Origin of the sequence: Bradyrhizobium sp. Ghvi, assembly GCF_900115265.1 — a bacterium.
In the GTDB taxonomy this organism is placed as follows: Bacteria; Pseudomonadota; Alphaproteobacteria; order Rhizobiales; family Xanthobacteraceae; genus Bradyrhizobium.
Map to the genome: position 1 here is coordinate 89,343 of NZ_FOVU01000014.1, position 23,884 is coordinate 113,226.

Annotated in this window: 20 protein-coding genes and 1 pseudogene; 14 read left to right on the forward strand and 7 right to left on the reverse strand. The window is 57.8% G+C overall.

Annotation, left to right across the window (positions count from 1 at the left end):
• Positions 1–128 precede the first annotated feature (128 nt).
• From BM374_RS33160 to nodD1, 6 genes are all read right to left on the reverse strand, one after another.
• The gene (locus BM374_RS33160) at positions 129–1,160 is read right to left on the reverse strand and encodes an LLM class flavin-dependent oxidoreductase (RefSeq protein ID WP_092302518.1); all 1,032 of its coding nucleotides are present in this window, start codon (positions 1,158–1,160) and stop codon (positions 129–131) included.
• 483 nt (positions 1,161–1,643) lie between these two features.
• Positions 1,644–2,756 carry a branched-chain amino acid ABC transporter substrate-binding protein gene (locus tag BM374_RS33165; protein ID WP_092302520.1) on the reverse strand — a complete coding sequence of 371 codons (1,113 nt, stop codon included), beginning with the start codon at positions 2,754–2,756 and terminating at the stop codon, positions 1,644–1,646.
• A gap of 336 nt (positions 2,757–3,092) precedes the next feature.
• Entirely contained in the window at positions 3,093–3,806 is a 714-nt protein-coding gene (locus BM374_RS33170; RefSeq protein WP_177248704.1) for a MerR family transcriptional regulator, read from the reverse strand.
• Between the two features lie 121 nt (positions 3,807–3,927).
• The gene (locus BM374_RS33175) at positions 3,928–4,137 is read right to left on the reverse strand and encodes a hypothetical protein (RefSeq protein WP_092302522.1); all 210 of its coding nucleotides are present in this window, start codon (positions 4,135–4,137) and stop codon (positions 3,928–3,930) included.
• A gap of 560 nt (positions 4,138–4,697) precedes the next feature.
• Positions 4,698–5,666: a LysR family transcriptional regulator gene (locus BM374_RS33185; RefSeq protein WP_092302526.1), complete on the reverse strand. Its 969-nt coding sequence runs from the start codon at positions 5,664–5,666 to the stop codon at positions 4,698–4,700.
• 627 nt (positions 5,667–6,293) lie between these two features.
• Complete coding sequence (nodD1, locus tag BM374_RS33190) at positions 6,294–7,238, reverse strand: transcriptional regulator NodD1 (RefSeq protein ID WP_092302528.1); 945 nt, start codon at positions 7,236–7,238, stop codon at positions 6,294–6,296.
• 835 nt (positions 7,239–8,073) lie between these two features.
• On the opposite strand from nodD1, the gene BM374_RS33200 reads away from it, so the two are divergent.
• The 14 genes and pseudogenes from BM374_RS33200 to BM374_RS33260 all read left to right on the forward strand — a co-directional run bounded on the left by BM374_RS33200 (position 8,074) and on the right by BM374_RS33260 (position 23,366).
• Positions 8,074–8,706, forward strand: coding sequence for a NodA family N-acyltransferase (locus BM374_RS33200; RefSeq protein WP_092302532.1), 633 nt, complete (start codon positions 8,074–8,076; stop codon positions 8,704–8,706).
• Positions 8,703–9,362, forward strand: a complete 660-nt coding sequence (gene nodB, locus BM374_RS33205; protein ID WP_092302534.1) for a chitooligosaccharide deacetylase NodB — start codon at positions 8,703–8,705, stop codon at positions 9,360–9,362. Before BM374_RS33200 ends, nodB begins: the two co-directional genes overlap by 4 nt.
• A 17-nt stretch (positions 9,363–9,379) precedes the next feature.
• Positions 9,380–10,756 (forward strand): chitooligosaccharide synthase NodC, encoded by a 1,377-nt coding sequence (gene nodC / locus BM374_RS33210; protein WP_143270313.1) that lies wholly within the window; start codon positions 9,380–9,382, stop codon positions 10,754–10,756.
• A gap of 11 nt (positions 10,757–10,767) precedes the next feature.
• Complete coding sequence (nodS, locus tag BM374_RS33215) at positions 10,768–11,397, forward strand: nodulation methyltransferase NodS (RefSeq protein ID WP_092302536.1); 630 nt, start codon at positions 10,768–10,770, stop codon at positions 11,395–11,397.
• Between the two features lie 13 nt (positions 11,398–11,410).
• Positions 11,411–13,120: a nodulation protein NodU gene (gene nodU, locus BM374_RS33220; protein ID WP_143270314.1), complete on the forward strand. Its 1,710-nt coding sequence runs from the start codon at positions 11,411–11,413 to the stop codon at positions 13,118–13,120.
• Position 13,121: 1 nt separating this feature from the next.
• Complete coding sequence (gene nodI, locus BM374_RS33225; RefSeq protein ID WP_244552781.1) at positions 13,122–14,042, forward strand: nodulation factor ABC transporter ATP-binding protein NodI; 921 nt, start codon at positions 13,122–13,124, stop codon at positions 14,040–14,042.
• A 3-nt stretch (positions 14,043–14,045) separates the two neighbouring features.
• The gene (locus tag BM374_RS33230) at positions 14,046–14,834 is read left to right on the forward strand and encodes an ABC transporter permease (RefSeq protein ID WP_092302540.1); all 789 of its coding nucleotides are present in this window, start codon (positions 14,046–14,048) and stop codon (positions 14,832–14,834) included.
• Positions 14,835–15,140: 306 nt separating this feature from the next.
• Positions 15,141–17,164, forward strand: a pseudogene (locus BM374_RS33235) (carbamoyltransferase family protein).
• Between the two features lie 170 nt (positions 17,165–17,334).
• On the forward strand, positions 17,335–18,441 hold the full coding sequence (locus tag BM374_RS33240; RefSeq protein WP_092302542.1) for a nodulation protein NodZ: 1,107 nt from the start codon (positions 17,335–17,337) through the stop codon (positions 18,439–18,441).
• Positions 18,438–18,629 carry a hypothetical protein gene (locus BM374_RS33245; protein ID WP_092302544.1) on the forward strand — a complete coding sequence of 64 codons (192 nt, stop codon included), beginning with the start codon at positions 18,438–18,440 and terminating at the stop codon, positions 18,627–18,629. Before BM374_RS33240 ends, BM374_RS33245 begins: the two co-directional genes overlap by 4 nt.
• A 618-nt stretch (positions 18,630–19,247) precedes the next feature.
• On the forward strand, positions 19,248–20,084 hold the full coding sequence (locus BM374_RS33250; protein WP_092302546.1) for an SDR family NAD(P)-dependent oxidoreductase: 837 nt from the start codon (positions 19,248–19,250) through the stop codon (positions 20,082–20,084).
• Positions 20,065–20,211 (forward strand): hypothetical protein, encoded by a 147-nt coding sequence (locus BM374_RS38965; RefSeq protein ID WP_177248705.1) that lies wholly within the window; start codon positions 20,065–20,067, stop codon positions 20,209–20,211. Before BM374_RS33250 ends, BM374_RS38965 begins: the two co-directional genes overlap by 20 nt.
• A 126-nt stretch (positions 20,212–20,337) precedes the next feature.
• Positions 20,338–22,092 carry a nif-specific transcriptional activator NifA gene (gene nifA, locus BM374_RS33255; RefSeq protein ID WP_244552783.1) on the forward strand — a complete coding sequence of 585 codons (1,755 nt, stop codon included), beginning with the start codon at positions 20,338–20,340 and terminating at the stop codon, positions 22,090–22,092.
• Positions 22,093–22,523: 431 nt separating this feature from the next.
• Positions 22,524–23,366: an electron transfer flavoprotein subunit beta/FixA family protein gene (locus BM374_RS33260; RefSeq protein ID WP_092302550.1), complete on the forward strand. Its 843-nt coding sequence runs from the start codon at positions 22,524–22,526 to the stop codon at positions 23,364–23,366.
• Positions 23,367–23,706: 340 nt separating this feature from the next.
• On the opposite strand, the gene BM374_RS33265 is transcribed toward BM374_RS33260, so the two are convergent.
• On the reverse strand, positions 23,707–23,884 hold a 178-nt coding region (locus tag BM374_RS33265; RefSeq protein ID WP_177248706.1), incomplete at its 5' end, for an ATP-binding protein.

The window sequence follows — 23,884 nt, forward strand, 5'->3', positions numbered from 1 at the left end:
TGATCGCTGGCGTTGGGGCTGACGATCGCCTTTGGCCCAGGGCAAACGACAACCAAGATCGCGACCAGCTTCGGATAACCTCTCTGCGTCGGTCTACTTGCCAAGCATACGATCTCCCAATGCAGACACTATCCGCCAAAGCTTTCGAGAATCTCAGCTTTGATTGCAGTTGCGGTGTAGAGGGAAATCTCCAGCGGAAGGTTTCCGAATGCAAGCTGGCAAAGCAAGTAGTTGGCACCTGCCTCTTCAATCTGGTGAAGAAGGAGCCGCCGGACGGAAGCTGGCGTTCCAACGACGCACAATTCGCTCTCAAGTGCTGCATCGAAGGTCAGCGGAAGGGCGGGCGGTGTCGGAGTGGCATTCAGCTCGTAAAGAAACTTAAAGCTCTCCAGCCACCGCCGATACGCAGATTCGGCCGCCACACGAGCGTCATGGTCAGATTTTGCAATCACGACCATGCGGAGAAGCCCGAGAAATGGCTCGCGGCCGTGTGCGGCTGTATTGTGGGCGCGATGTGAGCGGTAGGCGTCCGTAACTTTCCGGACAACACAGGCCGGGCCTATGCACGCCAGATTGGCGCCATTTGCAGCCGCCCACTGCGCCGACTCAGGCCGATTGCTCGCAATCCAGGTAGGCGGATATGGACGTTGATGAGGCCTCAACGTTAATGGCACCTCGGTCAACTGGAAGTGGTGTCCTTGATAAGAGAGCTGATGTCCCTTCAGCGCAATATTCAGGATTTCACTGGCTTCCGTGTAACGGCTTGGAGCGGCGTCTGCACTGATGCCGAAATAACCCCATTCAATCGGCTGGGAGCCGCGGCCTATCCCGAGCTCGAGCCTGCCGCCGCTCAATTGGTCAAGCATGCAGATCTCTTCGAATGCGCGCAATGGATGATACAGGTTGAGCAACAGCACGAGCGGACCGAATCGCAATTGTCGGGTGCGCTGCGCGAGGCTGGATAGAAACAGGTTGGGCGAGGGCCCTCTGCCATGAGGCGTGAAGTGGTGTTCGGCCAGGTGATAAGCGTAGAAGCCCAGGGAGTCGCAGACCTCCGCCAGCTCGAGACGATCTTCATATTGTCGTGTGGCATCTTGGCCGTCGTCATCCAAATGGTCGAAAATGCCGCACCTTAGTCTTGAAGGAAGGCCACTCTTCACTCGATCAATCTCCGATTATGGGTCAGATGGCGAGTCCTGCTTGCTTCATGCCGTCGCGATCAAAGAGTTATCGTTCCTCATTCGACCGCTTAGGCCGTTTTCTCTTTGGGGGCGTCGATCCGAGCTTGCGCCGTGGGAGAGAGCCAGGAGAATGCGCAATGTGCGGTCCGGCCGCACCCTTGATAGACGCTTCCCGAAGCGCCCCCAAAGCGAGCACGTGCTCTACCAGAAGCATCGTTAGCCGCTTCAGAGGTCGTGTGCCTGCGAGCCAGATCAGCTCGGCACGGCTACTATTTGTCTATCATCGGACGTAGCGTCTCCGTCAGGTCGACATCGGGTAGCTCTGCGAGCGCTGCAACAAACGCGCAAAACGCTCCGAAAGCTGCAAGTATAAGAGAGCTTGCGAGTATGGCTGCTCCAACAACCTGAGTGCGTCTCATCATTGGTATCACTTTGGGTTTGCAAAGACAGCCTTGACGTCCATCAGTTCTGCTCGACAGCTTCGACACGGCCGTCTCGCCAGCGGTAAACCAGAAAACCAGGAGCCCCGTTGTCTCCCTTTGCATCGAACCGGACAGGGCCAATCACGGTATCGATCGGCCGCGAACGAAGTGCGCTGGCGACGCGCGCAGCATTGAAGGAGCCGGCCCGGTTCACCGCCTCTGCCCATGCTTGCACGGCTGCATAGGCGTAAAGCGTGTATCCTTCAGCGGACTGGTTGGACGCTTTCAGTCCGGCCACCACGCCGGCCGCATTAGAATTCCTGGAGGGGTCCGGCATGAAGGTAAACAACGTGCCGTTTCCAGCGCTGCCTGTGATGGCCCAGAATTCAGAGGTCATCAACGGATCGTTCGCCATGACCATGAGCTCCGCTCTTGCTTCTGACGCCTGGCGTACAAACAATCCGATTTCGGTATGATAGCCGCCGATATAGGCGACGCGCACCCGATCCTTCTTCATCCTTGAGACCAGCGCCCTGTAATCCTTTTCACCGGCTACATAGCTTTGGCGAATGACTTGTTCACCGAATGTCCGAAGCTGTGCTTCAACGACATCGGCGATACCCTTGCCTGCGGTACTCTTGTCGTCGAGCACTGCGATCTTCTGGTTAGGGAAGTTACGGTGAAGGTATTCTGCGGCAGCGATGCCCTGTTGGTCGTCGCGGCCGCAGATCCGAAAGACAGTCTTAAGGCCGCGTTCTGTCAGCTGAGGATTTGACGAGCCTGGTGACACCTGGATGATGCCTGCTTCGGCGTAAATCTCGGACGCTGGGATCGACGAAGAAGAACAAAAATGGCCAACAACCAACCGGACCCGCTCTGTTGTGAGCTTATTCGCGACTGCGACAGCTTGCTTCGGGTCGCAGGCGTCGTCGGCGACACTCAATATCACCTTGGTATCGAGGAGTAGGCCAGAAGCGTTCAGCGCCTCGACCGCCGCAGCCGTACCATCGCGCACTTGGGCGCCGAAGGCAGCGCTGCTTCCGCTCATTGGACCAACTACAGCAATATTGACCTCGGAGCCGCGCGCAACCGAGGCGAGGGCGCAGAAGAGAAGCGCTGTACTCGCGGCAGAAGCGTAACGTGCATTTAACATTGTAGTGCTCCCAATGCTCACCTGAAGTGAACCGTCTGCAACTATGATCAGAGTGCCTGTACGTCGAGGCTGTTTGCCAAGTGAAGCTTGGTAGGTCCGGCCAGATTGCGCCCACGGTAGAGCCTACAATTTGACGTTACGTGCGGTTCAAGCCCCATTTGAAGGGAGCATCGATCAGTGCGTCAGGGAGATGCCGATCGGCAAGGTCATGACGGCTGTTCGGTTGGGTCCATAAACTGTCGGCCCGCATCAGAGCCGGCGATCAACCAAGCGCGATCGCCTTTACAGATTACTAGGGCCGATCGGCGATGCCGTACGGAGCCGACCATGACGACGTCAATACGGCGGATCCTCTAACCCGCCAAGGGCGAGATCGAGATATTGCATGAGACAGGGATCCCAACCAGCCAAACTACGCGGAGCGCTTAGTCTTGCAAGGACCTTCAGGATCATCGAAACGCGCGAATCGGCGCCAGCGATTTCGCTGATCAGCAAGCGTGCTGCAACTGCGACAGCCTTTGCCCGTTCGCCGCAAGGATTCTCACCCCGATCCATACAATCGCGCAGGTCGTCGCGGATCCGCCGCCAGCGCTCCTCGCGATCTGCAGCTAACTTGCAGGTGCATGCGGACGTCTGATTACGCATCTCGACCCGCGACATGGCATTGAGGGTGGCAGGCAGCTCATCCACACTTACCTGGACATCACTGTCGATGGTCATGTTGCGCAAGCGATCTCGCAGCAGAGTGGCCCGAGCGACTTGAAGTTCTATCCGCTGTAGATGTTTGCGCAGAAGGTCGGTGAGTGAGGTCGTGCCCTCCATAGCTTTACGGATCTCGACAAGGGAGAAGCCAAGCTCACGTAGCGCACGGATCTGGTGAACCCGTTGCACGCTTTCGCGGTCGTACATCCGGTGGCCGCCGTCAGTACGCTCTGACGCTGCAAGCAGCCCGGTGTGTTCATAATGATGCAGCGTGCGTACCGTTACTCCGGTCGCCTCTGCAAGTTCGCCAATGCGCCATCGACGCCTTCGTGGTGTAGCTTTGCTCATGTTGTTCAATTTCAAAGCCTACAACCTGACGTCACGTGTGATTCAAGCTATTTCAAAGCTTTAGCTGGATCGTCTTCCACCCCAGCGCGAGAGTGCTGACTATCCTCAGAATGGCGAGGGATCAACCCTGAGGGGAAATGGCGATCAACAAGTTTGTCAGGCATCCCAGTTGAGCCTGGGCAGCCGCTGTGCGCTCCAGGATGAGCTTGGCGATTGCTGTGCGGTTTTCCGCATTTTGCATCGATGGGGGTAGCGCGGTGACCGCACTATCATAAAGGCATCCCAGGACGGAAAGTTCTTCCGGATCGAACACGCCGTTGCATTGATCCAACGTACAGCTCCTTGATTGTCATTGAGTCATGGCAGCGCAAGTCGTCAAGACGTTTGGCTGCGATAGGGCCAAAAGAAGTCAGACCGGCGGCGCGGAGCTGCGAAGATGCGATGTACTCCAGGGTGATGCCACAGGGCAACACGCGTGCGCGATGCTTGCTTCGACAGCGCTATCGATTGCGGTCATGTGCGTGATCGATGACCAGCACGGTAACGGTGCGTGATGGTACGACGCCGAGGAAGCCCAAGCGTCTCCGCTCATCGGGGGCCGCTACCAATTCAGAGAGTTGACGAGGACAGCACCAGCGCCGATTCTGCTGTATCGAGGCCGGTGCGCCCGGCGGCCGGTTGTCCCGGTCTCTAAAACAACAGTCTGAGCCGCCGCTGGCACGTCGAGCCTATTGCCAACGTGCGAAAGACCGACACAACGTCGTCATGCTTCCCGTCCGCTGCGACAATCTTATAGTACGACCAAGAATTCGAGCGGGGCGAGGCGAAATTGTCTGCTCTGAGACATTCGTCGACATACCTTGCGAAAATGGTTACGAAAACGGCGAGAGATCATGCGAAATTTCCAGCAGCATCTGCTCGTTCCGAAGCGCAGATGATGGAAGGCTCTTCTCCAGCAATGCGGGTCCCTTCCTGCAACAATATCTCTCGCATCCACCGGCTTTCCGGGTCGCTCTTGTGAAGCACGGGCCATTGGACAGCCTCTGTAAAGGGGGGGAATGGTTGCGGGAGCTCTGCAATGCGAAGGGGCATCGTTTTTTGGAAATGCTTTACGAGTCCTAATGGCATCGTCCCTATGCGGCTCGTGCCTACCAGCAGCGGCGGGATCATGCTGAAGCTCTCCACAAAAATCTCGATGCGCCGACTGAGACCGAGATCCGGTAAAAAGGAGTCCTCGACGGGCGTCTTGCGCGCACCTCCGAGCTTAACCGCCACGTGCCGCATCGACATATACGTATCAAATGTAAGCCGCCGTGAAAGGTGACTGTTCGTGCCGCAACCTACGCAGACGAGTCTCTCCTCGAATAGGGGCGCGCTGGGGTGCGCGCTGGACATGAGCAATTCCGGCAAGATAACAAAATCGACTTCGCCGCGGCGGAGAAGCTCATCGTGCGCATCGGGGAGCGCCACTAGTTCGAAGCTGACGGCGGGTGCTTCTCGCGCGACGCGCTCCGCGACATTTCGGAAAAATACGACTGTTATAAAATCAGAAAGGCAGATCCTGAACCGTCGGTTCAGCCGAGCTGGGTCGAACACGTCCCGCTCGATAATTGAGAGATCAATGTGTGTTAGAGCCTCGCGCACAGGAGCTGCGAGTGCCTCCGCGCGTGAGGTTGGGACAAGTCTCCGCCCCCTCATTCCAAACAGTTCGTCACCGAAATAGGAGCGTAGGCGGGCAACGGCTGCGCTCATGGCAGGCTGACTGAGGTTAATCTTGCGTGCCGCTGCGCTGAGGTTACGCTCAGTCATTAAAGCATCCAGCGCCACGAGAAGGTTTAGATCCAGACCTTTGAAACGCATGTCTTGTTTTCCGGAACGAACGTAGTTGCGGCGCATACAGCGACGTCGACGGCTGCGTCTGGAGAGGTCTGATTGCCTCGCCCCAATGGACATCGTTTCCATGGTGCGATCGAGAAAAGACGCTCGTAAATGAACGCAACAATGGAGAGCAAGCCAGTAGGCCGACCAGCAGCGGCCGAAAACCGAGAGGAGCTCCGAAGCTGATCGCTCTCGCCGCTTCGAGCGAGCCGCACTACAGGACCCGGTCGGTTGGTTAATGGCAGATCAACCCAGTGTCCCGCCGGCGTCGTGAGTTCGCCGAAGTTCCAGCCGACGGCCGCGTAGCGCAGCGTTAGTCACAGCGGCAAACCTACAACCTGACGCAGTGTGTGGTTCAAGCGATTTTATCGGGCAAGCCAAACATTAGTGTACTGGAGAAGACGTGTTCTGCCGCAATAGCGCCGCCTGTTTGCAGTGCAAGCGCATCAGACCTCACGTGCGAAGTCACCACGCTCAGCACGCAGCAAGTCTTCGCAAGCGATCGACGTCTTTAGCAGACTCCCCCAGAGACGTTGAAGTGACGAGAGCGAGCGAGCAGGTCGGCGTGATGTTAGCGTATTTGGAACCTGCCAAGAGCAGCTTTTGGTGCTAGCAGCGCCTGCGAATTGGAGGCTCCGGCTGCCCAGATGCCATGTTGGATGCTTCCTCAAGCAATATTCGCCGCATCCAAATGCTCGCCGGATCGGTATTGTGGAACGCCGGCCACTGCACAGCCTCGGCGAATGTGGGCAGGGGCAGCGGCGGTTCGACGATCCGCAGTGGCATCCGCTTTTCAAAGTGTTTCGCAAGTCGTAGTGGCATTGTGCCGATACGGCCTGTGTCCAACACTATGGGTGGAATAAGGCTAAAGCCCTGCACAACGATCTCAATGCGTCTCTTGACGCCGTGCTCAAGCAAAAACCATTCTTCAAGGTTTGGTCTGAGCGCTCGTCCGAACTTCGCCGTAACGTGCCCCATCGAAATGTATTTCTCAAACGTAAGCTGCCGCGATAGCTGCTTGTTCGCGCGGCATCCCACGCATACGAGCGTCTCGTCGAACAGCGTCGCCTTAGGATGCGCGCTCGACATGAACAGTTCCGGCAGAATGAGAAAGTCGACCTCGCCCCGCCGGAGCATCTCATCGGGTTCATCGGAAAATGGCAGCAACTCGAAGCGCACCGCGGGAGCTTCAAGCGCAATACGGTCCACAATTTTCCGAAGAAAGACGATCGTCATGAAATCGGAGAGAATGAACCTGAAGCGTCGGCTCGACTGAGTTGGGTCGAACGCGTCCCGCGATATGATCGAGAGTTGGATGTGCAGCAGGGCCTCGCGAACCGGACCTGCAAGCGCCTCCGCGCCAGGTGTCGGGACGAGCTCGCGACCCTTCATTGTAAATAGTTCGTCGCGGAAATAGGTGCGTAGCCGCCCGATGGCAGCGCTCATAGCGGGCTGGCTCAGGTGAATTTTGCGCGCCGCCGCTGTGAGGTTACGCTCCGTCATCAGAGCATCGAGCGCAACGAGAAGGTTTAGATCAAGTCCCTTGAACCGCATATCGTGAGTCTATCCATCGTGTGGATGTGTTCCATCGGAACAATCGATTTTACCAAATTGCGGGATGTTGGATAGCAAACATCAGTTTGAAAAAGTAATCAGGCGTATCACGATGGCTGCTGCTCGTTTACGCGGGTCCAGAAAAAAGCTCCTGAACGTGCGAGCAGCCGGCGCATCCGTCTCGAGGGTGGCTATGGGCACGCGGTGCGAGCCGCCTCGATTCTTCTGGGTGGAAAGGTCGCGCGATCGAGAGGTCGGGCGGATCTCCATAAACCTTGGTATGCGTGTTCCATCCGTTTCCATATTTGACGTTTACCCGCGTACACTTGAGAGCGCGTTCACCTCCATTCTAGTGTCGCGAAATAGCGGCAGGCGCAGATTGCGGATGCCAAGTATTTCAGGCGATTCTCCAAATGGCTCGCCTGTCCACCGCATTCAGGGCGCGTCGCAGATGCACAAGAAACAGTTTGATGTGATACCACTCCGATGCGCGCTCGATAGCGCGACGCGCATCGATGGCCCGCCCTCAGATGTCAGAACGTCGACAGTGATGCTAGGCGAGGCGGAAAAGCTCCGTGGTGGAGACAGGTTCCGGCTAGTCCGATCGCCTCTTCGGCATTTTCCGGCATATCTCGCGCAGGACATTGGCCGGATGATGAGTGCGAACCATGCAATCGCTTCGTCGCGAGCGATCGCGCATGGCGGTGTGCAGGCGAGGAGTGCCGCGTTCCGGCGGGGCATGGCAGCGCATTTCAGTGTTGACCAGCGAATCGGCGAGTAGCGAGTTCACGTGACCATCTCCGCCCTCAATTCCACTGGCGCAAGGAAACCCGCCATGAACATTGCCGTATCCCGGACTGCGGAAGCTCCTTCTGCACGCGGTCAAGTGCAGTGGAGCCGTCGCTGGGAAAGCGAATTGCAGCTCACCGATCATGCCGAACTCGCGGAGTTCTTCCGCAAGAGTTACGGGCCAACCGGTGCGTTCAATGCGCAGCCATTTGAGGGCAACCGAAGTTGGGCCGGAGCGAGGCCTGAGCTCCGCATTATCGGTTACGACGCTCGCGGGGTAGCTGCTCATCTCGGGCTACTGCGCCGGTTCATCAAGATTGGTGGAGTGGATCTACTCGTTGCCGAACTGGGCTTGTATGCGGTGCGTCCGGATCTCGAAGGGCTGGGAATCAGCCATGCAATGCGTGTGACATATCCGGTGCTGCATGAGCTTGGGGTTCCATTCGGATTCGGTACGGTTCGGCCTGCGCTTGCAAAACATATGACCAGACTGGTCGAAAGGCAGGGGCTCGCCACCCTCATGTCTGGCATTCGTGTCTGCTCCACGCATCCGGATGTCTATTCCAATTTGTCACCGATCCGTATCGAAGACGTGATCGTGGTGGTTTTCCCGGCGGGACGCTCGATAAGCGAGTGGCCGGCCGGGACAATCATCGATCGGAACGGGCCTGAGTTGTGAAAGGCCTTTTGCCCCTGCCTGCTATCCGTTGCGACTACGCTGACGTTAGCGGGAGTCACCCCGTCTATTTGACCTTTGATGATGGGCCAAATCCATTTTGCACGCCAGAGGTGCTCGATGTGCTGGCGCAACAACAGATTCCCGCGACGTTCTTCGTGATCGGCTCGTATGCGGCCGAACAACCTGAACTCATTCGACGAATGATCGCGGAGGGGCACGAGGTTGCGAACCACACGATGACCCATCCGGATCTATCCAGATGCGGCCCAGCGGAGGTGCGCGATGAGGTTCTGAGCGCGAGCGAGACGATCCGCTCGGCGTGCCCGCAGGCTTCACCCAGGCACTTGCGAGCGCCCTACGGCATGTGGACACAAGAGGTGCTCGCTGTCTCAGCGAGTGCTGGCCTCACAGCTGTGCACTGGTCGGTCGATCCGAGAGATTGGTCCCGTCCCGGGGTCGATAGAATTGTGAAATCTGTACTGGCGAGCGTTCGTCCGGGTGCAATTGTGTTGCTGCACGACGGATATCCTCCTGATGAGCACCGACCGTGCACTGATGCCACGCTGCGTGATCAGACCGCGATGGCGCTGTCACATCTGATCCCGGCACTCCAACAGCGCGGGTTTGTAATCCGTCCACTCCCTCAACTTCACTGAAAAAAAACTGACACCCTATGGACCTGCTCGCTACAACCAGTGCTGTCGCTGTTTCGTCTTATGCGTTGCTCTCGACGATCTACAAGAGCGCGCAAGCGCTTTATGCCCAACCGGCGATTAAGTCATCGCTGCAGGACGACGTGGGACGATCGGAGGCGGTCCTTCCGAGTGTAGACGTTATCGTGCCGTGCTTCAACGAGGATCCGATCACGCTCGCCGAATGTCTAGAGTCGCTTGCGAGCCAGAACTACACCGGAAAGCTACGAGTTTATGTGGTCGATGACGGATCTGCAAATCGCGATCTTGTCGCGCCAGTACACAAAATCTATGCAAAAGATCCGAGGTTCAGCATCATCTTGCTGGCAAAGAACGTTGGAAAACGCAAGGCGCAGATCGCTGCAATACGCAGCTCATCCGGGGACCTGGTGCTCAACGTCGACTCGGATACGATACTTGCCGCTGACGTGGTCACGAAGCTGGTATTGAAGATGCATGACCCGCAGGTCGGTGCGGCCATGGGTCAGTTGATAGCGAGCAATCGGAGCGAAACCTGGCTGACTCGGCTGATCGATATGGAATACTGGCTGGCCTGCAACGAGGAGCGCGCGGCGCAGGCACGCTTCGGTGCCGTCATGTGCTGCTGCGGCCCATGTGCCATGTACCGCCGCTCCGCGCTCGCTTTGCTCCTGGACCAATACGAAACGCAATTCTTTCGTGGGAAGCCGAGCGATTTCGGCGAGGATCGCCATCTAACGATTCTCATGCTTAAGGCGGGATTTCGAACCGAATACGTGTCGGACGCGATCGCAGCAACAGTCGTCCCGGACCGCCTTGGGCCATATCTGCGTCAGCAACTCCGCTGGGCGCGCAGTACCTTCCGGGATACGTTCCTTGCATTACGCCTGCTACCAGAGCTCGATGGCTATCTGACGCTAGACGTTATCGGGCAAAATCTCGGCCCGTTGCTTCTCGCGCTTTCATCACTGGCTGCGCTCGCGCAGCTCCTGATCGCCGGCTCTGTGCCCTGGTGGACGGGATTGACGATTGCAGCAATGACAATGGTCCGGTGCGGTGTGGCCGCGCTTCGCGCTCGCGAACTGCGGTTTCTTGGCTTCTCGCTCCACACACCGATCAATATTTTTCTCTTACTTCCTTTGAAAGCTTACGCGCTTTGTACATTGAGCAATAGCGACTGGCTATCGCGAAAGGTCGCCCATGTGCCGGCCGAAGGGGACAAGCCGGCCATCATCGTTCACCCGTACGCTGGACGAACTGCTGCAAGCAAGTTGGGAATGTCTGGAGCAACTCGTAAAGCGGGGCTTTCGTGCCCTGACTCGAGCCTGTCAGCGACGAAGAGCGTTTGCGGTCACGATCGTTCGACTGCCTGCAAGTAGGTGATTGGCTCATGATTCCGGACGCAAACCGTCAGCTATTAGAGCGAGAGTTGGCTGTCGATGATCCATGGCGGCTCGACAGTAGTTCTTTCGAGCAGGAGCGATACGCGCAAATGCTCCGGATGTCGCGCTGCAACGGAGATGTTGCCTCTGCCCTCGAAGTGGGATGTGCAGCCGGTGCATTCACTGAGATGCTGGCGCCGCTATGCGAACGACTCACGGTGGTCGATGTCATGCCGCAGGCCATCGAGCGAGCGCGACGACGGACCACGAAGTGGTCACATATCACATGGGTGGCCTGCGACATTCAGCGGTTCGCGACCACTGAGCAGTTCGAGTTGATCGTCGTGGCCGAGGTTCTTTACTACCTCAAGGACATTGTCGAGATGCATGCGGCTATCCGCAACCTGGTACGTATGCTCGCGCCAAATGGAGCTCTGATTTTCGGGTCCGCGCGTGATGCCGCATGTCAACGGTGGGGGCATGCTGCTGGTGCCGAAACGGTGATCGCTCTCTTCACCGAGAGCTTATCGCAGGTCGAGCGTCTGCACTGCCACACCAATTCGGTCAACGAAGACTGCTTGATCGTCCGGTTCCGGAAGCCGGGTCACTCGTCAGAACAACCAAACGTCGGTCACTAGAGCAGGGGATCGTATGCGCATCTGCGGCATCAAGTTAACACATGACGGGGCAATTGCTGTCGTCGAAAACGGGCGGCTTGTCTTTTGCACCGAGCAAGAAAAGCGCGGCAACAGTCCACGCTATCAATCTGTCGAAAATCTCGATGCAGTCGTGCTCGCGTTGGCTGAGCACGGGCTGGATACGCGGGATATCGATCAGTTCGTCATCGACGGCTGGGATGGAGAGATTGAGTCGCAGTTCCAGGTCCTAAGTGGCGCTGTGCCGATCGCGTTGAAAGGGGCGCCATATGTCGAGCGCCATGCAGAGGGCCTTCTTGATTCCGTCGACGGCTTTGGCCTGATCCTCGGAGGCAAGGTCTTTCCATATAAGAGCTACCCGCACGTCACGGGCCACGTCGCGTCAGCATATAGCACCAGTCCCTTTGCCGGCGCGGGAAAACCCGCGTTCTGTCTGGTATGGGATGGCTGCATATTTCCTCGTCTTTATTATGTGGAATCTCGGGGGGCACGGCTCATTGCATCGCTATTTCCGATGATCGGCCATGCCTACGCGGCGGCGGGCCTTCACTTCGGACCTTACAGGCAGCCGAACCGCTCCAGTTGGGATTTGGGCATCGCCGGCAAGCTGATGGCTTACATCGCGCTTGGCTCTGTCGACGAAAGTATCGTGGCAGTGTTTCAGGAGCTCTATGAAAGGCGCTTCGCCGCCGACACGGAGCAGGCTCGTCGCTACCGCGCTGACATCAACAATGCGGAAGCGTCCCTTGCAGCTTTGCACGAGTTTTTCGAGGCAAGCGCACTACGCCTAACGAGCAAGCGAGCGGAGGACGTGGTTGCGTCGTTTCATGTCTTCGTGGAACGCCTTCTTGTCAAGGAAATGGCGATGGTTCTGCTGCGACACTCGTCGCTTCCCGGAGCTCGAAATCTATGTATCGCCGGAGGTTGCGGTCTCAATATCAAGTGGAACAGCGCGCTTCGTGCGACGGGATTGTTCGACGATGTTTGGGTGCCGCCGTTTCCGAATGACAGCGGCTCGGCAATCGGTGCTGCTTGCGGCGCGATGGCGGCGCAAAATGGCTTCGGGCCACTGGAATGGTCAGTCTACAGTGGTCCGGCCCTGCAGGACAGCGAGCTTCCGCCGGATTGGGAGGCCGCGCCGTGCAGTCTGCGTGAACTTGCGGCGATTCTCGCCGACAACAAGCCAGTCATTTTCCTGTCCGGGCGCGCCGAGCTTGGGCCGCGGGCTTTGGGCGGTAGAAGCATTCTTGCAGCCCCGACGTCTTCGGCAATGAAGGATCATCTCAACGACATTAAGCGTCGCGAGCACTTCCGCCCCGTTGCGCCGATCTGTTTGGAGGATCGGGCGCCAGAAATCTTCAGCCCAGGTACGCCAGATCCTTACATGCTATTCGATCACCAGACCCGGGCGGAATGGCGCGACAAGGTTCCCGCTGTGGTCCATCTTGACGGCTCGGCGCGGCTGCAGACGATCGCCCGCAACTCTCCGCACAAGATCGCCGAGCTTCTCGTCGAATTTGAGCAACTCACGGGCATTCCGCTGCTCTGCAACACGAGCGCCAACCTCCACGGACGGGGATTCTTTCCGGATGCCGCGGCGGCCTGCCAATGGGGGCGTGTTGAGCATGTGTGGTGTGACGGTCAGCTCTGGACCAAAGCGGTCGTTACGAAGCCATTGTCTGCCGAACGACTCCTGTCAGCCTAAGATGAACATGTCCACGGTAACGATCGACCTTGCCGAGGTGAAGAAGTCATTCGGCGACAAGGTCATCGTCAATAAGCTGTCGTTCTCGGTCGCGCGCGGGGAATGCTTCGGCTTGCTTGGCCCAAATGGAGCTGGCAAGAGCACGATTGCGCGTATGCTCCTCGGCATGATTTCGCCGGAGGCAGGCAAGATTACCGTCCTCAATGAGCCTGTGCCTTCCCGCTCTCGTGTGGCGCGTGCGCGCATCGGCGTGGTGCCGCAGTTCGATAACCTTGAACTCGAGTTCACCGTGCGAGAGAATCTGTTTGTGTTTGGCCGCTATTTTGGCATGAGCGCTCGCAAGATCGAGGCGGTCGCGCCATCGCTGCTCGAGTTTGCGCGCCTCGAAAGCAAAGCGGACGTACGCGTCTCCGAGTTGTCCGGTGGCATGAAGCGGCGGCTGACCCTAGCACGCGCCCTGATCAATGATCCTCATCTTCTCGTGATGGACGAGCCGACAACTGGTCTGGATCCGCATGCACGTCACTTGATTTGGGAACGCCTGCGAGTTCTGCTCGCGCGTGGCAAGACGATCCTATTGACCACTCACTTCATGGAAGAGGCCGAACGCCTATGCGACCGGCTGTGCGTGCTTGAGAGTGGATGCAAGATCGCCGAAGGCAAGCCGGAGGCCTTGATTCATGAGCATATTGGCTGCGACGTGATCGAAATCTATGGCGGTGATCCATATCAGCTTCGTGAGCTGATCAGACCTTATGCGCGGCACATCGAAGTGAGTGGAGAAACGCTTTTTTGTTATGCGCCACACCCGGAGCAGGTACGCCTGCAGCTGCGCGGGCGATCGGACCTTCGCGTTCTCCAGCGTCCGCCCAATCTTGAGGACGTGTTTTTGCGGTTGACCGGGCGCGAGTTGGAGAAATGAGCGATGGGTGAAGCTTATGGGGCGGTAATGCCCGCTAACGCGTACAACTGGATCGCGGTATGGCGTCGAAATTTCCTGGCATGGAGGAAAGTCGCGCTTCCATCGCTGCTCGGCAACCTCGCAGAACCGATAACCAATCTGTTTGGCCTTGGCTTTGGCCTCGGACTCATCATGGGCCAGATTGAGGGGACTTCGTACATCGCGTTTCTGGCGGCGGGTATGGTCGCGATCAGCGCCATGACATCCGCGACCTTTGAAACCCTATATGCGGCCTTTGCTCGCATGGATGCCAAGCGCACCTGGGAAGCTGTCCTGTTCACACAGCTCACTCTTGGCGATATCGTTCTAGGTGAGTTGGTGTGGGCGGCCAGCAAGTCGGTTCTGGCCGGGACAGCAATCGGGATTGTCGCTGCCATGCTGGGTTATGCATCCTGGACGTCCATTGTCTGTGCGATACCAACGGTCGCCCTTACCGGCCTTGTCTTTGCTAGCCTGGCAATGGTCGTCATAGCTCTTGCGCCAACTTACGATTACTTCGTGTTTTACCAGTCGCTTATTCTTACGCCCATGGTGTTTCTTTGTGGCGCCGTCTTCCCGATAAGCCAACTGCCCAGCTCAGTTCAGCACTTCGCCGGCTTGTTGCCACTCGCGCATTCGGTAGATCTTATTCGCCCAGCAATGCTTGAGCGTGGTGCCGACAGCCCTGCCTTGCACATCTGTGCGCTTTGCATTTACGCGGTTTTGCCCTTTTTCGTGTCCACAGCGCTATTTCGGCGCCGCTTGCTGCGTTGACCTGAGTTGAGCGAAAACAGAGAAAGCCAATTCGGTGCAGTGTCACGATGCGTTCTGCGGTAGCTCGAGATGACCTCACAGTAGCTGCTGCATTGGCCTTAAGAGCGCAATCGAGCCAGATCTATGGCCGCGCTCGGTCAATCGGTGCGGACGCTAGCAGCGCTATTGTTCTCAGCGCCTGTCGCTAGGCGCCGAGACGGACCTTGCAAGGTCAGCTGTGCTATCTGGTCCGCGCAGCCGACGGAGCGTGGTTCCTAGACATGGAGCGGCAGTTGGCCTTCCGGTCATCATCAAATGGAGAACGAGATGTTGTGCCTGGGACTGAGTGGCGGGCTTGATAGAGTTTTCGAAAGCTCGCTGGAGTTGCCGAATACATTCCTTCACGATGGCGCTGCGGTTCTTGTGAGGGATGGCCGCGTAATCGCTGCTGTCGAAGAGGAGCGCCTCAACCGCGTCAAGCACTCCAACAAGTTCCCGAGCAATTCGATCCGATATTGCCTTTCCATCGCAGGAGTTGAGCTCGGCGAGATTGACCGGATCGCGTTCTACGCGACCGAGGCCTACTGCAATACTGTGATCGAGCGTCTTTCGGCTTCTCGGCCCGTTCCGTTGGACGCAAAACTGTTGCTGCGGCAGCTGCTGGCACGGGAGTTCGGTGCTGAGATCGATTCGTCCCGGCTCTCCTTCGTGAATCACCACGAAGCGCACGCGGTGAGCGCGTTTGCCATGTCCGGGTTCGACGAAAGTCTCGTTTTGGCGATCGACGGCGGTGGCGATTTTCTTTCGGGCATATTGGCGGTGGGGTCTGGCACCGAGCTTACGCAACTTGCAAGCTTCCCGGAAAAAAACTCCCTGGGTCTGCTTTATCTCGAGACGATCCGATATCTCGGCTACGGTCTGTTCGACGAGTACAAAGTGATGGGGCTTGCTCCATATGGTGATCCCGCTCCCTATCGCGAGCTCTTCGCCCAGTTCTATGAGTTGTTAGACAACGGTAGCTATCGCGTTCACTTGGACCGAATCGGTCCGGCCTTGGTCCGCAACATCGAGGTTCGGCGAAAGGGAATGCCATTCACCCAACAGCATCGAGATGTCAGCGCTTCGCTGCAGGAAGCGTTGGAGCGGATGGTGTTTCACATTCTGCGCCACTTTCGCGAAGCGACAGGCATGACTCGCTTGTGCCTGGCTGGGGGTGTAGCCCATAATTGCACTCTGAACGGTAAGCTGCTTTATTCCGCGCTATTTGACGACATCTTTGTTCAACCCGCGGCGCACGACGCCGGTTGCGCACTCGGGCTGCACTGATGATGTCGAACGAGCTGGGCAGGCCAGCGCCGCGCGAGCGACTGCCGGACGTTTATTGGGGGCCCAATCTGGGGACCGAGCACGCCGTAGAGCATGAGCTCAACGCATGGTCAGGCCACCTCGAAATTCAACGAAGCGATGACATAGCATCGAGTGCGGCAGAATGGATGGCAAATGGCGCTGTAATCGGCTGGGTGCAGGGCCGCTCTGAGTTCGGCCCACGTGCGCTTGGTAACCGTAGCATTCTTGCGGACCCGCGGCCTGCGGAAAACAAGGACCGCATCAACGCGATGGTCAAGAAGCGTGAGGGCTATCGCCCGTTTGCGCCATCTGTACTGGAGGAGGATGCGGGCGAGTTCTTTGAGCTCCCGGACGGCTCGCGGCAGCTCCCCTTCATGAACTTCGTGGTCCGTGTGCGTGAAGCCAAGCGTAACGTGCTCGGCGCAATCACGCACGTTGACGGGACCGCTCGGCTGCAGACCGTATCGCGCAAGACAAACCCCACCTATTGGGATGTAATTAATGCGTTCAAGAGGCGAACCGGCATCCCGGTTCTTCTAAATACCTCATTTAATAACAACGCCGAGCCGATCGTAGAGTCCGTGTCAGATGCGATCACCACGTTCTTAACGACTGACCTGGACGGACTTGTTGTTGGGCCTTTCCTGATCAGGAAGCGGGCAGCATCACTGCAGGATTGGTGTGCACTGAGCGTTTCATTGCCGCCGTATGCATCCCTTCATTGTGTTCGCTCCCAAACGGCGCCAGATTGTTGGGAAACGGTCTGCGAGGTCCGCACGGGACATTCGGGCCGCGGTACTATGCGTATCTCACATGAGCTTTTCGAGATCTTGATGCGAACCGAGGGCGAGGCGTCGCTCGGCAGTCTTCTAGACGCAACCATGCTAGGCCAGGCCAAGCGTGAAGATCTCGTGAAGGAATTGCGGCTCGTATGGGAGCTGCGCGGCGTTCGCCTGCATCCGCCGCAGGCAGCTTGCGGCCGCAATAAGCTGAGCGAAACCTAGCCGGAGCTCATGTGCATGGCCATGCTTATGCCGGCATGTGAGGAGGCCGGGCTATGCGACGCACAGGGGTGGTGGGCCATCCAACTGAAATCGGGCACGCCTACGCAACACCGCCTAAGCAAAGAGGGAAGGTGTCGCGAGAACGCGGCCCATGACGGGATAGATCCGCTATGAAATTCTATCGACGCAGCTCGCCGGCGCCGCGAATTCAGGCCACGACGTCAGAGAAGATGAGACGTGAGATGTCCGCAATGACGTCTTTTGTCCAACCAGGAGCCCGGAGAGAGGCAATGCAGAGCGGTTCGAGGAATGGTAGGTTCGTAGTTTCCCGACGACGTACGGGGTTCGGCGATTGCCTGTGGTCACTGGCGGCAGCCTGGCGTTTTGCAAAGCAGACAGGACGCACGTTAGCCATTGATTGGCGGGGGTCGTGTTATCTCGACGAGCCATTTACCAATGCCTTTCCAGTCTTCTTCGAACGAGTTCACGACATTGCTGGCGTGCGGGTGATTTGTGGCGACGAGATCAATCAGTGTTCATTTCCGGGGCCTTTCTTTCCGACATGGTGGAACAAGCCATCTATCGATTGCATCTATCGCCCAGATGAGCAGATTTTCCGCGAACGCGACGAACTCGATCGACTTTTCCAAAGTCAGAAAGATAGTGACGCTAACACGGTTGTGTGTGACGCCTGCCTGATGTGGCGCTGCGATCAGGAGGCCGAACGAGAAATCTTTCGGAGCATTAAGCCACGACCTGAAATTCAGGCTCGGATTGATGCGATCTACCGTGAGCACTTTGAACCGTACAGCGTAATCGGCATCCATGTCCGGCATGGCAACGGCGAGGATATTATGGGGCATGCTCCTTACTGGGCTGACCCGGAGAGCGCCTTGCGACAGGTCTGTGATGCTATTGATAAGGCCAGAGAGCTACCCCACGCAAAACCCGTGAAGCCTTTCCTGTGCACGGACAGTGCAACCGTCCTCGAGAAGGTTTCGACTATATTTCCCGATGTTCTCACGATCCCAAAACGATTCCAGGCACCTCAGGCCGGCCCATTGCACAACGCCGCGCTCGGAGCCGAGGGCGGCTTTTCCGCCCTCATCGATATGTATCTCCTTGCGCGCTGCAACACCGTGATCCGTTTTCCCCCGACGAGCGCCTTCACGCGCTATGCGCGTCTCGTTGCTCCACGCGTTATAGAATTCGACCTGAATGATCCGAGCCGATTGATCCTGATTGAAGAAACATCGCAAGAGCTCGTGGCTTCATGAAAGTCGTAGCCCGCCTGATCGATCTAATTGCCGCTTTTTGCATCCAGCAATATTGGCATTGCGATTCTGCCCAAAGTGATGCTCTGTCACGAACTTCCATCGGAGAACAGAGCGAGGCGACGGTCGAATGTCTTCCGCTGAAGCTCGGCGTCGAGAACAATGACCTTAAGGTGCCGCCGCCGCGCTAACCAGGTGGAACACGTCCTCGTCCTCGCCCGGGGAACCCGCAAGTCGAAGCTAATCGGTGGTCGATCGCAGAATAACATATCGAAACGTCTCCGTTCCGCCGGTGAGTTCCGTCTTGGCGGTCGGCACTCTCGGGTGCGGACGGACGCCCCCGAGCTCCACTGGTTTGCAGGACACATTCAGTACGCCAGCTGGTGGTCCACATTCGGTCCGCTGGTCGCTTTGCTAATGCTGAACACAACTGGGCAGGCAGCGATTAAGTCGCATCAGTCGCCAACGAATCTAACGTACGAAGGTGGTAACGTCAGCTTTTGAGCTGAGGCGTCTAGGGCCGCGGCGCTATCTTGATTGATCGTTGCTTCGACGAGATGCGTTGGCCATCTGCTGCGACTCCGGTTGAGCGAAGCGGCTCGTAGCCTTGTCTTTACAAAGGCAAGTGTGCTCGCAACATTCCGTAGCTGATGCACCATCCCTGTCACAAAGCACACGGAACGTGTCTTGAACCCGCCAAGCATTCGGTGTGCGCGACATTCGGACGCAAAACAAAAGCCGATTTACATGCATCGCAGTGGCCTAAATCCTGCTACGCGTGCGCAGCGCAGCAGGAGAGGAGACGGGGCGTGGGTCTGGATCTGCCAAATGACGATCGGATCAAAGACCCGGTGCCCGAAACAAATTTGGGTTGCCCTTTTCAGGCCGATAATGCCCGTGTTCACGGCGAAGAACAGAAGGTGATGTTGCTTACCGGAGCATCGCGCGGAATTGGGCATGCCACCGCCAAGCTGTTCTCGGAGGCTGGCTGGCGCATCATTTCTTGCGCGCGTCAACCGTTCGACGGTGAGCGATGCCCCTGGGAGGCAGGGAAGGAAGATCATGTTCAGATTGACCTCAGCAATCATCGAATGCTGCCGCGCGCGATCACTGAGGTTAAAAAACGCCTGGCCGGTGCACCTTTGCACGCGCTAGTGAACAATGCCGGTATCTCACCGAAAACGCCCGCCGGCGAGCGGATGACGTCGTTGACGACGTCAACCGAGACCTGGATGAGGGTGTTCCATCTCAATCTCGTGGCCCCAATCCTGCTGGCGCAGGGTTTGTTTGACGAGCTAAGAGCCGCGTCAGGATCGATCGTGAATGTGACTTCGATTGCGGGCTCCCGGGTGCACCCGTTTGCCGGCAGTGCCTATGCGACGTCGAAAGCTGCGCTTGCAAGCCTCACACGCGAAATGGCCCACGAGTATGCGCGCCATGGCATTCGCGTGAATGCGATCGCGCCCGGTGAAATCAGGACGGACATGTTATCGCCCGACACAGAAGCGCGTCTCGTGCCAAGTATCCCGCTGCGCAGAGTGGGAACCCCGGACGAAGTGGCCAAGGTCATCTTCTTCCTGTGCTCGGATGCGGCGAGCTATGTCACGGGGGCCGAGGTGCCGATCAATGGTGGGCAACATCTGTGAATCGGCCGGCATTGGCGACACAGCTGACTTGACTGCAGAAGCGGTGCTGGTGCTCTCCGCTAACGACGCGCACGCAATCCAAAAAGATGAAATGAAAGCACACCGTAAGTTTACCGTCGTGCCATGAAAAGGTGTCACTGTTCTATGTCATCTCGTCAACACTTGGCGTTAGATCGAGAGTGACATGCAAGACGAAGCTCGCCAACCGGGACAAGGTACCAGGGAGGATGATCAAGACAACGGAGACCGCCTCATGCTGGATATCCCGTCATCGCGCGAAAGTCCTGCCTCGCAACCTGAGCCGGAGGGTAAGCTCGCTGAGGAGCCGTTGCGTGAGAGCGCGCTCACCGGCATCTTCGAGATATCGAAAATACTGACCGCTCCGTGTCGGCTCGAGGTCACGTTGGCCAACGTTGTTGGTCTTTTGCGATCGTTTGTGCAGATGCGTCACGGAATTATCTCACTGCTCGACGACGACGGCACCCCGGACACGACAGTGGGCGCCGGCTGGAGCGAAGGCAGCGACGAAGGGTACCGGATGCAACTGCCCCAGAAGGCAATCGACCAGATCATCGCGACGGACACGCCTCTTGTCGTCGCGAACGTGGCCGCCGAGCCGGTATTCAGCGCTGCCGACCGGGAAGTGCTCGGCGCCTCTGATGATATGCCAGTATCGTTCATTGGGGTTCCGATTCGTATTGATCAGAAGGTCGTGGGTACGCTGACGGTTGACCGCATCCGGGACGATAGGTCGAGCCTCCGGCTCGAGTACGATGCGCGGCTGCTGGCCATGATCGCCAACCTTGTGGGACAAGCAGTGAAGTTACATCGCTTGTTCGCTTGCGATCGCGAACGACTGATGGCGGAGAAAGACCGTCTACAAAAGCAAGTACTAGAGCTCAGGCAACCCGCCCGGGAGCTCAAGAAACTAAACGCCCATGGGATCATTGGCGACAGTCCGGCGTTGCGCGTGCTGCTCGAGAAGATTGCCATTGTAGCCAGATCGAACAGCACGGTTCTGCTGCGTGGCGAGTCCGGTACCGGAAAGGAACTCGTAGCCAAGGCCATTCACGAATCATCGTCCCGCGCCAGGCGGCCGTTCGTTAAGCTGAATTGCGCGGCCCTTCCTGAGACCGTCCTGGAATCCGAATTGTTCGGCCATGAGAAAGGCGCCTTTACCGGTGCGGTCAGCTCGCGCAAAGGGCGCTTCGAACTGGCTGACAAAGGAACGCTGTTTCTTGACGAGATCGGTGAGATCTCAGCTGCCTTTCAGGCGAAGTTGCTGCGCGTTCTGCAAGAGCAGGAGTTCGAGCGCGTCGGCAGCAACCAGACTATTAAGGTCGATGTTCGAGTGATAGCTGCGACCAACAAGAATCTTGAAGAGGCCGTCGCAAGGAGCGAGTTCCGCGCAGACCTTTACTACCGCATCAGCGTAGTGCCCCTATTGTTGCCGCCGCTGCGCGAAAGACGCAGTGATATTCCCCTGCTTGCCAGGGAGTTCCTCAGAAAGTTCAATAACGAGAACGGACGTACTCTGACGTTGGAGTCGAGTGCAATCGATGTACTGATGAACTGTGGATTTCCGGGCAATGTCCGAGAACTCGAAAACTGCATCGAGCGGACAGCGACGCTGTGCGCCGGATCATCGATCGTGAGAAGTGACTTTGCATGCTGCCACGGCCAGTGCCTTTCCGCGATGCTATGGAAAAGCACGTCGGACGAGAGGCCAAACCAACCCGCACTCATACCACCGGTGCCCGCAAAGCCCATCATTCCGCTAGTTGAATCGACCCAGCCGATCCAGTCTGCCTGCGGCGAACTGGCCTCACTGGGGCCTCCCGGCACAGTTCTCGTTAGCGGCGCAAAGATGGCAGATCGCGAACGGGTCATTGCGGCCATGGAAAAGTCTGGCTGGGTGCAGGCAAAAGCAGCCCGCCTGCTCGGACTAACGCCGCGCCAGATTGGGTACGCGCTGAGGAAGTATGGAATCGAGATAAAGCGGTTCTGAACGACGACATCGGCCGGAACCGCTACTGCCAAATAGCTATGAGGACGATCTCCGGTAGGCAGTCGGATCGCAATCTGCGCGCCCTGCAATCGCGAACCGTTTGGCTGCTCATTCCTACCAAGCCATCTTGCCTGTCCGTCGATCAAGCTCGGACTGGTGAGCGGAAATGCTCATTGAACGTCGACCAGTTCGCCGCCCGCCGAGGGTAGCGGCGGTAATCTGTCGCAAGCTGCCCAGGCCTCACTCAGCTGGGCGTGCGGAGCAGCGCTGTCGCAGTTCCGACTATGTTAGCATTCGTCCTCGGGAAGCGAGCTAGAGGGGCGCATCAAGCGGTCTAGGCCTCCGTGATGCCAAGCCGATTTCAAAAGGGCGGGCGATGGTACAACACTTGCTGTGTTCTTCGAAGCTGTCGTAATTTTTGGAGCAACACTGTGCACAATGTCGTCTGCATCAAACAGGTTCCGGACTCGGCCCAGATCCGCGTGCACCCCGTGACCAACACAATCATGCGTCAGGGAGTGCCGACCATCATCAACCCATATGATCTCTTCGCGCTCGAAGCCGCGCTGGAGCTGCGCGATCGGTTCGGGGGCGAAATTACCGTGCTAACAATGGGGCCTCCATCGGCGGAAGATTCTTTGCGAAAGGCGCTGACTTATGGCGCCGATCGCGCCGTCCTACTCACCGATCGCTGCTTTGCGGGTTCCGACACCCTGGCCACAACGTATGCACTTGCAACAGCCATCCGGAAAATTGGTAAGGAATATGGCCCGACAAACCTCGTCTTCACGGGAAAGCAGACCATCGACGGCGATACGGCGCAGGTCGGGCCTGGCATCGCAAAGCGGCTGGGCGTACTGCAGCTAACCTACGTTGCGAAAGTCAGATCCATAGATCTCGCCGCCCAGACAATTGAAGCCGAACGACGCTCCGAAGGTGGTGTCCAAGTGCTGCACACGAGGCTGCCCTGCCTCATCACCATGCTGGAGGCGACGAACCAGATTCGGCGCGGCGCAATGGCGGATGCCTTGCGTGCTGCGCGTGCTCAAATCGTGAAATGGAGCGCAAACGATGCCGGTATCGAGGACGTTTCCAAATGCGGCCTCAAGGGATCGCCGACCGTCGTCAAGCGAGTGTTCGCTCCCTCTGCGCGGGCCGAGAAGGCGGCGCTGGTAGAGGCCGGCGAGCAGCCGGCGCAGGCGTTGATAGAGGCTATATTCAAGCATCAGCCGAACCTCGAAGCCGATCTTGCTGCACTTGTCCGTGAGGCTTGATCTGGAGAGTCGTGATCGAACGGTCAAAAAATGTGCCAGCACCATGAGGCACCCATTCCAGTAAGCGCGCAAGATGTAGGTAGGCATCTCAGCCCGCCGCCTGAGCGTTCTGACCCATGGCGTTCTTCGATTGCTCGCGATGACCGGGGCCGCATGTTCCCTAGACCACTTATGGCCTTGATCGATGCCGAAGTTCGAGGCGATTGGCAGGCTGTAGCGCGGCAATCTGGGTAGGAAGTGCGCGGCAATCAGGATGGCGAGGCGTGTCGCGGCCTGATGATGATTGCCGCGATGATTGTCGCGCGCAAGAGTTTTGTTGAACTCTGATTGTCGCGCAGCGTCAATCAGCGACGGTTTTGGGTGTCGCGTGCGATGGCGGCCGTCCGGGACCGCGTTTTCGTTCGAGGGCGGTCCGTCTGCGATAGCTCTCGACGTTCATCTCGACGATGGTGGCGTGGTGAACGAGGCGATCGATAGCGGCCAGGGTCATGGCGGGGTCCGGGAAGACCCTGTTCCAT